The sequence below is a fragment of the Zhihengliuella flava genome (assembly GCF_015751895.1).
Classification (GTDB): Bacteria; Actinomycetota; Actinomycetes; order Actinomycetales; family Micrococcaceae; genus Zhihengliuella; species Zhihengliuella flava.
On the sequence record NZ_JADOTZ010000001.1, the window covers coordinates 2,272,522 to 2,284,929 of the forward strand.

At 66.9% G+C, this 12,408-nt stretch carries 14 protein-coding genes; 8 read left to right on the top strand and 6 right to left on the bottom strand.

Translation table 11 applies throughout. The features are described from left to right. The first annotated feature begins 10 nt into the window (after positions 1-10). The 3 genes from IW252_RS10445 to IW252_RS10455 are packed head-to-tail and all read left to right on the top strand — an operon-like array spanning position 11 to position 2,882. The gene (locus IW252_RS10445) at positions 11-1,042 is read left to right on the top strand and encodes a FecCD family ABC transporter permease (protein WP_196836493.1); all 1,032 of its coding nucleotides are present in this window, start codon (positions 11-13) and stop codon (positions 1,040-1,042) included. Then, complete coding sequence (locus tag IW252_RS10450) at positions 1,039-2,088, top strand: FecCD family ABC transporter permease (RefSeq protein ID WP_196836494.1); 1,050 nt, start codon at positions 1,039-1,041, stop codon at positions 2,086-2,088. Before IW252_RS10445 ends, IW252_RS10450 begins: the two co-directional genes overlap by 4 nt. Next, positions 2,085-2,882 (top strand): ABC transporter ATP-binding protein, encoded by a 798-nt coding sequence (locus tag IW252_RS10455; protein WP_196836495.1) that lies wholly within the window; start codon positions 2,085-2,087, stop codon positions 2,880-2,882. Before IW252_RS10450 ends, IW252_RS10455 begins: the two co-directional genes overlap by 4 nt. A gap of 3 nt (positions 2,883-2,885) precedes the next feature. On the opposite strand, the gene IW252_RS10460 is transcribed toward IW252_RS10455, so the two are convergent. The 4 genes from IW252_RS10460 to IW252_RS10475 form a co-directional block, all read right to left on the bottom strand. Next, a complete protein-coding gene (locus IW252_RS10460) occupies positions 2,886-3,665 on the bottom strand; it encodes an amino acid ABC transporter ATP-binding protein (protein ID WP_196836496.1) in 780 nt (259 codons plus the stop codon). 10 nt (positions 3,666-3,675) lie between these two features. After that, entirely contained in the window at positions 3,676-4,470 is a 795-nt protein-coding gene (locus tag IW252_RS10465) for an amino acid ABC transporter permease (RefSeq protein WP_196836497.1), read from the bottom strand. Positions 4,471-4,576: 106 nt separating this feature from the next. Further along, the gene (locus IW252_RS10470; protein ID WP_196836498.1) at positions 4,577-5,371 is read right to left on the bottom strand and encodes an ABC transporter substrate-binding protein; all 795 of its coding nucleotides are present in this window, start codon (positions 5,369-5,371) and stop codon (positions 4,577-4,579) included. Positions 5,372-5,544: 173 nt separating this feature from the next. Continuing rightward, positions 5,545-6,882 (bottom strand): isochorismate synthase, encoded by a 1,338-nt coding sequence (locus tag IW252_RS10475; RefSeq protein ID WP_196836499.1) that lies wholly within the window; start codon positions 6,880-6,882, stop codon positions 5,545-5,547. Between the two features lie 135 nt (positions 6,883-7,017). Between IW252_RS10475 and IW252_RS10480 the strand changes: the two genes are divergently transcribed. From IW252_RS10480 to IW252_RS10490, 3 genes are all read left to right on the top strand, one after another. After that, positions 7,018-7,842 carry a demethylmenaquinone methyltransferase gene (locus IW252_RS10480; protein WP_196836500.1) on the top strand — a complete coding sequence of 275 codons (825 nt, stop codon included), beginning with the start codon at positions 7,018-7,020 and terminating at the stop codon, positions 7,840-7,842. Between the two features lie 122 nt (positions 7,843-7,964). Further along, complete coding sequence (locus IW252_RS10485; protein WP_196836501.1) at positions 7,965-9,062, top strand: polyprenyl synthetase family protein; 1,098 nt, start codon at positions 7,965-7,967, stop codon at positions 9,060-9,062. Continuing rightward, on the top strand, positions 9,063-9,461 hold the full coding sequence (locus IW252_RS10490) for a nuclear transport factor 2-like protein (protein ID WP_196836502.1): 399 nt from the start codon (positions 9,063-9,065) through the stop codon (positions 9,459-9,461). On the opposite strand, the gene IW252_RS10495 is transcribed toward IW252_RS10490, so the two are convergent. Together IW252_RS10495 and IW252_RS10500 are read right to left on the bottom strand one after the other, a co-directional pair. Continuing rightward, complete coding sequence (locus IW252_RS10495) at positions 9,458-9,952, bottom strand: HIT family protein (protein WP_231365992.1); 495 nt, start codon at positions 9,950-9,952, stop codon at positions 9,458-9,460. The genes IW252_RS10490 and IW252_RS10495 overlap by 4 nt on opposite strands. Before the next feature lie 13 nt (positions 9,953-9,965). Next, complete coding sequence (locus IW252_RS10500) at positions 9,966-10,400, bottom strand: hypothetical protein (RefSeq protein ID WP_196836503.1); 435 nt, start codon at positions 10,398-10,400, stop codon at positions 9,966-9,968. A 253-nt stretch (positions 10,401-10,653) separates the two neighbouring features. Here IW252_RS10500 and IW252_RS10505 point away from each other — a divergent pair, with 253 nt between their 5' ends. Next, complete coding sequence (locus tag IW252_RS10505) at positions 10,654-12,255, top strand: sodium-dependent transporter (RefSeq protein WP_196836504.1); 1,602 nt, start codon at positions 10,654-10,656, stop codon at positions 12,253-12,255. Between the two features lies 1 nt (position 12,256). Beyond that, positions 12,257-12,397: a methionine/alanine import family NSS transporter small subunit gene (locus tag IW252_RS10510; RefSeq protein ID WP_196836505.1), complete on the top strand. Its 141-nt coding sequence runs from the start codon at positions 12,257-12,259 to the stop codon at positions 12,395-12,397. Positions 12,398-12,408: the final 11 nt, after the last annotated feature.

Sequence of the window (12,408 nt, forward strand, 5' to 3'; positions counted from 1 at the left end):
ACCCTCGCGCATGACAGAGGCCGTCGCCCCCAGCCGGCGCACCCCATCCCGCACCGTGCGGGTGGGGTTCGCCGGCGTTCTGGCGTTGGCGCTCGTGGCGTCCGTGTTCGCGTCCCTCGCCGTCGGCTCCAACCCGCTGCCGCTGTCTGAGGTGTGGGCGGCACTCACCGGCCAGGGCACGGCAGAGGGCCACTACGTGATCTGGGAACAACGCATCCCACGGACTCTGGCAGGCTTGCTCGCCGGCGTCGCGCTGGGTGTCGCCGGCGCGCTGGTCCAGGCCTTCACGCGCAATCCTTTGGCTGATCCCGGGATCTTGGGCGTCAACGCCGGCGCCGCGCTCTTCGTGACGCTAGGCATCGCGTTCTGGGGCGCGACGACGGCGTCCACCTACGGCTGGTTGGCCTGCGTGGGGGCGCTCGTCGTCACGGCCGCCGTGTACTTGATCGGTTCGTCGCGGACCGGCCCGGCCAGCCCCGTCCAGCTCACCGTGGTGGGCGTGGCCGTGGGTGCGGTGCTCAGCGGGATCACCACGGCGATTGTCCTCACCCATCCGGAAACGTTTGACAAGACGCGCGGCTGGAACGCGGGAAGCCTCCTCGAGCGAGGCCTCGACGTCTCGCTGCCGCTGCTGCCATTGCTCGCCATCGGCCTCGTGTGCGCCGCCTGCGCGGTGCCGGGGCTGAACTCTACGGTGCTTGGCTCCGACGTCGCACGCTCACAGGGGGTCAACGTGGCGCGGCTGCAGATTCTTGTCCTGCTCGCCGTGACCTTCTTGGCCGGCGCGGCGACCGCCCTGGCCGGGCCCATCACCTTCGTTGGCCTCATGATTCCGCACCTGGTCCGGTGGAGTCTGGGCACGGACCAGCGCGTCATCTTCCTCGGCTCCGTCTTGGCCGCTCCCGTGTTGATGCTCGCTGCGGACGTGCTGGGGCGCGTCATCATCATGCCGAGCGAAATGCCCGTCGGCATCGTCACGGCCTTTGTCGGCGCCCCAGTGCTTATCGCGCTCGTGCGGCGCAGTCAGGCGAGTGCCCTATGAGCCGGGTGTCCTTCGTGGCCGACCGGTGGCACGTGCGCCTCGGGGCTGCATCCCTCATTTGGTCCCGCCGGACGGCAGCGATCACGGCCATCATGGTGGCCGCCGCCGTCGTCATCGGGCTCGTGTCCCTAGCCCTGGGCGACTACACGCTGACCTTGCCGCAGGTCATCGCTGCCCTCGGCGACGCCGACGCGGGGTTGGCCCGCACGGTCGTCGTGGAGTGGAGGCTGCCGCGGGCGGTGGCAGCGGCCGTATTCGGGGCGGCTCTGGCCGTCTCCGGCGCCATTTTCCAGACCATGACGCGTAACCCGCTGGCCAGCCCGGACATCATCGGCCTGTCCCATGGGTCCATGACGGGCATGCTGATCGCATTGGTGTTCTTCGGCGGGCACTGGGCCGTTCATATGACGGGCGCACTGGCTGGCGGCATCGGCGCGGCGATCGTCATCTATCTCTTGTCCTACCGTGCGGGACTGCAGGGCTTCCGGTTCATCATCGTGGGTATCGGTATTTCCGCGATGCTCGCGGCCGCCAATACGTGGTTCCTGCTGGAAGCGGACTTGGAGACGGCCATGACGGCCTCCGCCTGGGGCGCCGGCACCCTCAATCGGATCCAGCCGGACGTGCTGGCTCCGGTGCTCATCGTCATCGCGGTCCTGCTGGTGGCTCTGCTGGCCGCTGTTCCCGTCTTGCGGCAGATGGACCTCGGTGACGACGTCGCCGCGGTGACGGGCGTGCGCCTGAACCGTGCGCGATTGCTGCTCATCGTCGCCGCGGTGGCCCTGGTGGCGGCCGTGACCGTGGTGGCTGGCCCGATCTCCTTCGTCGCGCTGGCCGCACCGCAAATCGCCCGCCGCTTGTGCGCGAGCCCGACCATCTCGCTCACGGCGGCCGGAGCCGTCGGCGCCCTCATGCTGCTGGTCTCCGATGTCATTGCCCAGCATGTGGTGCCGTTGACGATCCCCGTCGGCGTCGTCACGGTGGTGATCGGCGGCGCCTATCTGATCTGGTTGTTGTCCCGAGAAGTTCGGAGGAATCTGTCATGACGTCGCGGAGCTTGCAGGCGGACCACGTCACGTTGGGCTATGACGGCCGCACGATTACCGAAGGACTGACCTTCGATGTGGCGCCGGGGAGCTTCACGGTGATCATCGGCCCCAATGCGTGTGGCAAGTCCACGCTATTGAAATCCCTGGCGGGGCTGCTGCCACCACGAGCCGGGCGGATCCTCCTCAACGGGCAAGACTTGGCGCGTTGGTCGACCAAACAGGCGGCGCGGGAACTCGGCTTGCTGCCCCAAACGGCGGTCTCCCCAGATGGCATTACCGTCGCAGAGCTGGTCTCCCGCGGACGGTATGCGCATCAGCGCCTCTTCCGGCAGTGGGCGGCCGAGGACGAGCAGGCGGTGGCGGAGGCCATGGGTTTGACGGGCGTCGCCGAGCTAGCGGCGCGGCGCGTCGACGACCTGTCCGGAGGGCAGCGGCAGCGCGTCTGGATTGCCATGGTTCTCGCCCAAGAGGCCCCGACCGTCCTGTTGGACGAGCCGACCACCTATCTCGACGTCTCCCACCAGCTCGACGTGCTCAACGTTCTCCACGAACTGAACCTGCGCGGACGCACCGTCGTGGCGGTGTTGCACGACTTGAATCAGGCGGCCCGCTACGCGAGCCACCTGGTGGTCATGCGGCAGGGGAGCATCGTGGCCCAAGGCGCGCCCGCGGAGGTGCTGACCTCGGAGCTCGTTCACGACGTCTTCTCGCTGCCCAATCGCGTCATCGCGGACCCGGTCACCGGGACGCCGTTGGTGATTCCCTTAGACCGCCGCGCCGCAGCGCACTAGGAGCTAACCGAGGTCCACGTGGGTGGGGTCGAGGACGCGCTTGAGGAAGTCCTGCATGCGCGGAGTCTGCGGGTCACCAATCACTTGGGCGGCTGGGCCCTCTTCGACGACCACGCCGCCATCCATGAACACCACGCGATCCGCGACGTCGCGGGCGAACGCCATCTCATGGGTGACCACCAGCATGGTCATGCCATCCTTGGCGAGATTGCGCATGATCGCGAGGACTTCACCGACCGTTTCCGGGTCCAACGCGCTCGTCGGCTCGTCGAAGAGCATGAGCTGCGGGTCCATGGACAGGGCGCGGGCAATCGCCACACGCTGCTGCTGACCGCCGGAGAGCTGATCCGGGTAGCGGTCCGCAAACTCGCCGAGTCCCACCTTGGTGAGGTTCTGCTGCGCCACACGCTGGGCCTCGTCCTTGGAGCGCTTGAGGACCTTCAGCTGCGCGACCGTGCAGTTCTCCAGCACGGTCAGGTGCGGGAAGAGGTTGAACTGCTGGAAGACCATTCCCACGTGCCGGCGCATCTCGTCGATGTCGAGGTCCGGGTCCGTCACGTCGTAGCCGCCGACGTCGATCGTGCCGCCGTTGGGTTGTTCGAGGAGGTTGACGCACCGCAGCAGCGTCGATTTGCCGGAGCCGGATGGGCCGATCAGGCACACCACCTCGCCCGGGTTGACACTGAGGCTGATGTCCTTGAGGACCTCGTTGGAGCCGTAGGACTTGCGCAGCCCGGAGATGGTGACGCCGGCTGCGGTGAAGCTGGGGGTCGAATCAGACATGGGGCGTCTCCTAGCGCTTCGCCCGCGCGGAACGGGACTCGAACTTGCGGGCCAGCTGGCTGAGCGGCAGCGTGATGATGAGGTACATCGCGCCCGCCAGAACCAGAGGCGTGATGCCCGCGCTGAACTGCATGATGCCGTCGCGGCCGAACTTGGTGAGCTCGTAATCGGCGAGCGTGAGGCCGAGGACAAAGATCAGCGAGGTGTCCTTGGTGACCAGAATGAATTCGTTGGTCAGCGGGGGCATGACGATCTTGAAGGCCTGCGGGATGACGATGGTCACCATGGCCCGCCAGCCGGGCATGCCCAAGGAGCGCGCGGCCTCGTACTGGCCCTTGGGCACGGCTTGAAGCCCAGCGCGGAGGGTCTCCGCGATGTAGGCGGCGGAGATCATGCCGAGGGAAACCATGACCACGACCCACGTAGGCCAGACGACGCCGGGAAAGGCCGTAGGCACGCCCACACCGAAGGCAAGGAAGACCAAGAGGCCGGGGATGCCGCGGAAGAACTCGATGTAACCGGTGGCGATCCACCGGTAGGGCGCGAAGCTGGCCATCTTCATCAGCGCGAGCACGAGGCCGAGCACCAGCCCGAACGCGAAGGAGATCACGGTGTAGAAGATGGTGTTCTTCAGCCCGACCGTGATGATCTCGGGGAAGATGCCGTCCAGCTTCTCGAAGGCGAAGAACGCCGAGCGGACGGTGGGCCAGTCGATGACGAGCGCGAGGGCGATGACCGCGCCAGCAAATATTCCGGCCTGGATGCCCTTACTGGTGCGCGCCCGTTGGCGAGCGGTCATGGCCATGGGTGAAGCCTTTCACTCGAGGCGGCGGGGCCGGCGCTTGTGGCACCGGCCCCGCCGAGGATGTCTCGTTGATCCGTTGGGTGTCTCTCGGGAGGGAGAGCGCCCGTTAGTTGCTGGCGCCGAACCACTTCTCTTCGAGCTCGTCCAGCTTGTCGGACTCGTCCAGACGCTCCAGGGTCCCGTTGACGGCCTCGGCCATCGCCGAGTTGCCCTTCTTGATGGAGATGCCGAGCTGCTCGCCCGTCTCGTAGTCCTCGACTCGCTCGAACCCCTCCTCATCGGCGATGCCGTAACCGAGGACGGACACGTTGCCCAGGGCTGCGTCGACGGTGCCGGCCTTGAGCGCCTCGAGCTGGAGGCCGGCGTCCTCGAAGCCCACGGCGGTGAGCCCCTGCTCCTGGGCGTAGGTCTCGCCCGTGGTGCCGGTCTGCACGGCGACGCGCTTGCCCGCAGCGGACTCGAGGTCCTCGATCTCTCCATCGGCCGGGGCGACCAGCGTCAGGTCGTCGTCCATGTAGGGGGTCGAGAAGTCCATGTTGCCCTTGCGCTCCTCGGTGATGGAGATCGAGGAGATGGAGATGTCGCACTTGTTCAACGCGAGGCCGGACTGGATGCCTTCGAACCCGTCGTCGAGGACGTTGAGCTCGACGTCGAGGTCGGCGGCGATCTCGCTGGCAATGTCCATGTCGAAGCCGACGATCTCGCCGTTCTCATCCCGGAACTCGAAGGGCTCGTAGGGCAGATCGGAGCAGACCGTGAGCTTGCCCTCGTTCATCAGGGTGAGTCCGGTGTCGGCATCAGAGGACTGAGCCGCGGAGTCACCGGAGGAGCAGGCGGTCAACGCCAGGCCTGCCGCGGCGGTGACGGCTAGGCCCGTGAGGGCGCGAGTGGAGATCTTCATCAGTGCGGTGTCTTTCGTCGTAGCTGGCAATGAATGTTTATGCCGTATGACGCAATTCTAAACGTTGTGGCGTTACAGAAAGGTGTCCAAGCTTGACAGGGGAGTCTACTCGATGTAGCAGACCGCACTACATGGTGCAGCGATCTGCACAACGGGCCGTTCTTGCCCGAGTTCTAGAGGTTGAGCGCCTCGCGCATCGGGCGCATCTTGGCCCACGATTCGGCCAGTTCGGCCGCCGGATCGGACGCCGCCACAATCCCGCAGCCCGCATAGAGGCGAATGCATGATGTGGATTCGATCACACCCCCGCGCAGGGCGATGCCGAACTCGCCATTGCCCTCTGCGTCCACCCAGCCCACCGGGCCGGCATAGCGCCCGCGGTCCATGCCCTCGAGGCGTCGGATGAGCCCCGCGGCGGCCTCCGTGGGGGTGCCACACACCGCCGCCGTGGGGTGGAGCACCTCGGCGAGGTCCAAGGCCGACGGCGTGCGGCCGTCGTCGTACGGGGTGAGGTGCGCCTGCACATCGGAGGCGAGGTGCCACACGTTCGGCAGCTGCAGCACGAACGGCTCGGCGGGCGCGATCATCTCGCTCACGAGGGGGCCAAGCTCGGCGGTGAGCGAGTCGATGGCGAGTTGGTGCTCGTGCCGCTGCTTTTCATCCCCAGCCAAGACGCGGTGGGGGTAGTGCGGATCGTCCGCTGGCGCCGTCGAGCGGTCCAGCGTTCCCGCGAGCACCCGGGCCTGCGCCGTGGCGCCGTCGACCCGCACCAGCATCTCTGGGGTGGCGCCAATGAGGCCATCGACGCTGTAGGTCCAACAGTCGCTGTAGCGCAAGGCCAGCTCCCGCAACACCTGCGCGACGGCGACCGGCCCGTCCAGCTCGGCGACGGCGTCGCGGGCCAGCACCAGTTTGGTCAACTCGCCGGCGTCGATGGCCGCGACGCCAGCGGCGACGCAGGCCGTGAACGCGTCCTCACTGACGTGCCCGGCCGCGAGGGTTCCGCCGCGGTGCAGCTCGGCCTCGTCGTCCACCTCGTCGAGCGCGAGTGCGAGTTCCTCCTCCGCCTGTTCTAGCGTGAGCTCCTCGGACGGATCGTCGCTAATGATCGTGAGCCAGCTGGAATCGGCGGAGCGCCCCACCACGAGGCGGGGGACGATCAAGGTCGACGCGGCGGCGCTGGTGGCATCGAACGCGAAGGTAGCGAAGGCCACGACGCCCGCGCCGGGCGCGGTGGGTTCCTGGCCCGGGGCGGCTGTGGCCCGTCGGGAAACGTCCGCCCACCAGGCACGCGCGGTAGCGAACCGGTCGGTTCCGCGCGCATCGCACCGGGCCACCGCCCCGAAGCCCACCTTGCCGTCCCCGCGGCGGCCCCACACTAGGGCGTCGGAACGGACCACGTAGTCCAGCAGGCCGGATTCAGCCATCGGCCCGCGCTCGAAGGTTGCACTGTGCAGGGTCGGGGCGCGCACCTCGTGGTCGGGCAGCGCAGCGGCGGGGGCTTCGGTCATGATGCCCCTAGCCTACTCCCGGCGCGGTGATGCGCTCGCCCGCTGGTTCTTCGAGGGGTTCCCTCGGGCCGCGTCGCGGCGGCGTGCCTCGGCGGAAGTTTCACGGTTGACGCAGCATTTGCGACAATGTAGCGCGTGAGCAGAGCAACGCTGCAGAAGCGCCCCGAAGAAGTCCAAGCCATGTTCGACGACGTGGCCCCGCGCTACGACATCGTCAACGACATCCTGTCCTTGGGGCAGGATCGCCGCTGGCGCAAGGTGGTGGTGGACGCCGTGGGCGCGCAACCGGGTGAGAGCGTCTTGGACCTCGCGGCCGGCACCGGCACCTCGTCGGAGCCCTATGCCGACGCAGGCATTCACGTGGTGGCGTGCGATTTCTCGGCGGGCATGCTGGAGGTCGGGCGGCGGCGTCGTCCTGACATCGAGTTCGTCGAAGGCGACGCCACGAACTTGCCGTTCGAGGACGCCACGTTTGACGCCGTCACGATCAGCTTCGGCCTGCGCAACGTCTCCGACCCGCACCGGGCGCTGCGGGAGATGGCCCGCGTGACCAAACCTGGGGGCCGGCTGGTGGTGTGCGAGTTTTCTCACCCCAGCAATTCCGTCTTCCGCACCGTGTACACCGAGTACCTGATGAAGGCGCTGCCACCGATAGCGCGCAAAGTGTCCTCCAATCCGGAGTCCTACGTGTACCTCGCCGAGTCCATCCGGGCCTGGCCCGCCCAGAACGAGCTCGCGGGCTGGATCAATACCGCGAACTGGCAGGACTGCCGTTACCGCAACCTGACCGGCGGCATCGTCGCCGTTCACCACGCCGTCAAGCCGCACGACGGCGCCGGCTCGACCACCGAGGAGCTCACCGACGCGGCCTCGCCCAACGCGCTGCCGGAGAGCGGGCCGCAGCGGGCGCGCGCCGCCTCGGAGTACCTCCGCCGCCACGCCTCCCGCCGGCCCCACTAATCCGCCGTGGACACAGCGCGTCTTGTCGCGGGCTCGGCGACGACTAGAGTGGGATCCGTCGTCGCGCCCCGAGCCGTGCACGGCGCCACCGCCACCCGCATTCACCCCGAGGCAGCAGATACGTGACTGAATCGCAGAGCAACTGGACCACCGCTGGCCATGACGTGCCAGCTGATGTGGACCTGAACCCGGAGACGGCCGCGCTGGCCGCCACGATCAAGCTGCCCGCAGGGTTCCGGGCCGTGGCCGAGGACCCTGAATTCGGCCCCGCGATCTCCGACGGCATGGCTCGCGTGGAGAAACTGTTGCGTGACGCCGTCGCCAACTCGGATCCGCTCATTGACGCCACCAGCCGGCACTTGGTGGAGGCCGGCGGCAAGCGCATCCGTCCGCTGCTGGTGATTCTCGCCTCCTTGCTGGGCGAGGGCGTCAACGAGGACGTGGTCAAGGCTGCTGCGGTGTGCGAACTCACGCATTTGGCCACCCTGTACCACGATGACGTGATGGACTCGGCGCCGTACCGCCGGGGCACCCCGACCGCGCATGAGGTGTGGGGTAATTCGGTGGCGATTCTGGCCGGAGACCTGATCTTTGCCCGCGCCTCGATCACCGGTAGCGAGCTGGGACCCGAGGCCGTGAAGATTCAGTCGCGCACGTTCGAACGGCTCTGCCTGGGGCAATTGCACGAGACGATTGGCCCGCGTCAGGGTGAGGACGCCCGCGCGCACTACCTGCAGGTCATCGCGGACAAGACGGCTTCCCTGCTGTCCACGGCGGGCCGCTTCGGTTCCATGTTTGGCCGCGCCCCGGAGACGGTGGAGATCATGGCCGAGTACGGCGAGCGGGTGGGTGTGGCCTTCCAGCTGGCGGATGACGTGATTGACCTGACGGGCGGTCAGGCGAGCTCCGGTAAGACGCCGGGTACGGACCTGCGTGAGGGCGTGCCGACGCTGCCCGTCTTGCTGCTGCGTGAGGCCGCCGCCCAGCACGACGCCGCCGCGATCGCGGCGCTGGAGCTCGTCGACGGGGACCTGACCAGTGACGAAGCGTTGGCCGCCGCCGTCGCCGCTGTTGCGGAGCACCCCGCCATGCAGCAGGCGTGGGACGTGGCCCGCGAGTGGGCCAATAGCGCCGTCCAGGCGCTGGAGCCGCTGCCGGCTGGCACGCTCAAGGAGTCGCTCACGGCGTTTGCGGACGCCGTCGTCACCCGGGAGGTCTAAATGGACCTCGACCTGCCGGCCGGATGTGGCAACGCCCCGCGGGTGGGGATCGTGGCCGACGTCGTGGCTGCGTGGGCGAGCAACGACGGCGCATCCCTCGGCGCCGCTCTGGATCCGGAGGCCACGTGGTCCGTGGCCGGGTGTGATGCGGCGGCCCGCGCGGGGCTGGCGACGGTCCTCTCCGAGATCATTCCCGCCGCGGCGGCTCCGGGTGAGGCCGTGCAACTGGACTTTTCAGACATCATGACCCACGGCCGGCTGGCCAGTTGCCTCGGTACGCTCACGCTGTCCTCCGGGGTGGCGCTGGAGTTCTCTCACCACGTCCGCTTCCGTAGTGCGGGCAAGACGGCGCCGGTGGTTTCCGTCCGCACGTTCCTGCATCCCGTGGGCGCTCGCTAGCCCGAAAAACCAAGCTGTTCCAGAGCCCGGGAGAGTTCGCGCGCCTTGCGTGCGCGCTCTGCTACCGGCACCCGGTGGCGGACCTGCCGGTAGAGCATGTCATCGCCATAGCGCGGGAAAACGTGCTGGTGGTAGTGCCATACGTGCTGATTCCCGGAGGGCTCGTTGTGTTGGCGCGTGGACGTGCCCTCGGGCTGCCAAGCCAGCTTCATCGCCAACGCGGCTGCGCGCGTCGCACGGATCGTTGCCGCGGCGACGTCGTCCGGGAGGTCGTAGAGGGACTCGAAGTGACCCGTGGGAATGACCATGGCGTGCCCTCCGTACGGGCCGAAGCCGTCGCAAGCCATGATGATGGCGGCGGCGTCACCTCGCCACACGAGGTCCGTCAGCGCGCACAGGTTGGTGGGGGAGTCGATGCTGCCGGAAAGCAGCTCGCAAAACGGGCACTGGTAGTCGGCCGGCGCGTGGGAGGGCCAGAACCGTTCCATCATCACCCGCGTCGATTCAGTCCTCGAGCTCGGGCTCGAGCTCCTCGAAGACCCAGTCGAACATGTCCAGAACGTACTCGCTGAAGGTGCCTTCCTCGCTGCGCCACGTCCCCCGGCGGTTGTTGCGGCGGTAGACAATCGGGTCCGGGACATCGAGCTGATCCTCGCGCAGCCCCCAGGTGTAGCGCTCGTCCTCGTCCTCCATGAAGAGCAGGTAGCCGTCCTCGTACTCCAGCTCTTCCGGGTCCCAGAAGAAGTAGTAGGCCTCCATGAGGTCTTCGCAGCCTCCAACGGAGAGGTAAAACTCCCGCAATACCTGCGGGATCTCTACCTCGGCGTCGTCCAAGGCTTCGTTCAGTTCCGCCGACGTCAGGCCGTCCTCCGCCACCCACTCGTCATCAAGGTATTTGGGGACCAGGGCACGGAACTTGTCCACGAACATCTCAGCCATACCCCGATCTTATCCGTAATCTAGGGCCCGTGGCACGGCGGCGAGAAGGTGGTGGCGACGGCGTGGCGCGGCGTCGTGAAATCGCGCCCACAAGCGCGTCATATCGGCCCAAAAGGGGCCGAACATTACGTGCCGGCACCAGGGGCCAGCGGTGAATTCTACCGGTCAGGGCAGAGATCGGCGCAGAATTGTGACGCTTCTTAATCGGAAAACATTGTGTGGGCGCTCACGTGCGGGACTAGCGTTTAAGGTTATGAGCACTGCACCTAGCCACCGCGGCCAGAAGGTCGCGCGCGAGACATTCTCCTCGCGCAAGCTGTTTATCCTCTCCGCCATCGGATCGGCGGTCGGATTGGGTAATATTTGGCGTTTCCCCTACGTTGCCTATGAGAACGGCGGGGGCGCCTTCCTCATTCCGTATCTGGCGGCCCTGTTGTCCGCCGGTATCCCTCTGTTGTTCCTCGACTACGCGATTGGTCACAAGTTCCGCGGTTCGGCCCCCTTGGCGTTCCGCCGCATGAGCCGCCCGGCCGAGTTCCTCGGCTGGTGGCAGGTCCTCATGTGCTTCGTGATCGCCGTCTACTACGCCGTCATCATCGGCTGGGCCGGCATGTACGCGTGGTACTCCACCACGACGGCGTGGGGCGACGATGCGACGTCGTTCTTCACCGGAACGTTCCTCGAGGTCGGCGAGGCCGGCGTCTCGATGGACTTCGTGCCGCAGGTGTTGTGGCCGCTGATCGCAGTCTGGGTGGTGACCATCGTCATCCTGGTGGCCGGCGTGCGGAAGGGCATCGGCCGCGCCAATGCCGTCTTCATGCCGCTGTTGATCATCATGTTTGCCCTGCTGGTGGTGTCCTCGCTGTTCCTGCCGGGCGCCTCCGAGGGCCTGAACGCGTTCTTCACCCCGAACTGGGAGGCTCTGGGGGATCCCACCGTGTGGGCTGCCGCGTATGGTCACATCTTCTTCTCGCTCTCCATCGCGTTCGGCATCATGGTCACCTACTCGTCCTACCTGAAGCGCAAGACGGACCTGACCGGCTCCGGCATGGTGGTGGCATTCTCCAACTCGGCGTTTGAGATCCTCGCCGGCATTGGCGTCTTCGCGGCGATCGGCTTCATGGCCGTTGCCGCGGGAACCTCCGTGGAGGATTCCGCCGCTGGCGGTGTGGGTCTGGCCTTCATGGCCTTCCCGACCATCATTTCCGAGGCGCCGTTTGGCGCCATCTTGGGCGTGCTGTTCTTCGGTTCGCTCGTGTTCGCGGGCCTGACCTCGTTGACCTCCATCGTGGAAGTCATTATCTCGGCGGTAAAGGACAAGATGGGCTGGGGTCGCCGCGCTGCGGCGCTGGCGGTGACGCTGCCGCTGGCCGTCGTGTCCATTCTGCTGTTTGGTACGACCACCGGCCTGCACGTGCTGGACATCGCGGACGCCTTCGTGAACCAGTTCGGCATCCTCTTCGGCGCGTTCGTGACCGTGGTGATCGTGGCCTGGTTCGCCCGCAAGCTGCCGGTGCTCTCCGACCACCTGAACCTCTACGGATCGATCAAGATGCGCAAGGTCTGGATCGGCCTGGTCGGCATTGTGGCCCCGATTGTATTGGGCTACATCTCCTACCAGCAGTTCGACGCGTTCCTGTCCGAGCCGTATGGCGGCTACCCGGAGTGGATGCTGAACACCTTCGGTTGGGGCATGGCGGCCGGCTTGGTGATCGTCGCGATCCTCCTGACGCTCATTCCATGGTCCAAGCGGTCCATGCTGCATGACGATTCCGAGTACGAGGCCATCAAGGCGCATGAGGATCAGCTCACCGGTCAGATCCCGGTGGCCGATTCGGCACAGAAGGAGAACTGAGATGACTGCAACCGCGATTATCGTCATGATCATCGCCCTCGTGGTGGTGTGGGGTGGCCTCGTGGCCGCACTGGTTAACCTGTCCAAGCACCCGGAGGAAGAGGACGATCTGCCCGTAGCGGTCGCCCCCGAAAACTCGTGAGCCCGGCCCGG

What these genes read in the sequence shown, in the direction of transcription:
- IW252_RS10495 (WP_231365992.1), bottom strand. Translation starts at nt 9,952, where the DNA reads ATGATGGAACGGTTCTGGCCCTCCCACGCGCCGGCCGACTACCAGTGC.
- IW252_RS10465 (WP_196836497.1), bottom strand. Translation starts at nt 4,470, where the DNA reads ATGGCCATGACCGCTCGCCAACGGGCGCGCACCAGTAAGGGCATCCAG.
- IW252_RS10490 (WP_196836502.1), top strand. Translation starts at nt 9,063, where the DNA reads ATGGACCTCGACCTGCCGGCCGGATGTGGCAACGCCCCGCGGGTGGGG.
- IW252_RS10500 (WP_196836503.1), bottom strand. Translation starts at nt 10,400, where the DNA reads ATGGCTGAGATGTTCGTGGACAAGTTCCGTGCCCTGGTCCCCAAATAC.
- IW252_RS10445 (WP_196836493.1), top strand. Translation starts at nt 11, where the DNA reads ATGACAGAGGCCGTCGCCCCCAGCCGGCGCACCCCATCCCGCACCGTG.
- IW252_RS10460 (WP_196836496.1), bottom strand. Translation starts at nt 3,665, where the DNA reads ATGTCTGATTCGACCCCCAGCTTCACCGCAGCCGGCGTCACCATCTCC.
- IW252_RS10470 (WP_196836498.1), bottom strand. Translation starts at nt 5,371, where the DNA reads ATGAAGATCTCCACTCGCGCCCTCACGGGCCTAGCCGTCACCGCCGCG.
- IW252_RS10475 (WP_196836499.1), bottom strand. Translation starts at nt 6,882, where the DNA reads ATGACCGAAGCCCCCGCCGCTGCGCTGCCCGACCACGAGGTGCGCGCC.
- IW252_RS10505 (WP_196836504.1), top strand. Translation starts at nt 10,654, where the DNA reads ATGAGCACTGCACCTAGCCACCGCGGCCAGAAGGTCGCGCGCGAGACA.
- IW252_RS10450 (WP_196836494.1), top strand. Translation starts at nt 1,039, where the DNA reads ATGAGCCGGGTGTCCTTCGTGGCCGACCGGTGGCACGTGCGCCTCGGG.
- IW252_RS10510 (WP_196836505.1), top strand. Translation starts at nt 12,257, where the DNA reads ATGACTGCAACCGCGATTATCGTCATGATCATCGCCCTCGTGGTGGTG.
- IW252_RS10455 (WP_196836495.1), top strand. Translation starts at nt 2,085, where the DNA reads ATGACGTCGCGGAGCTTGCAGGCGGACCACGTCACGTTGGGCTATGAC.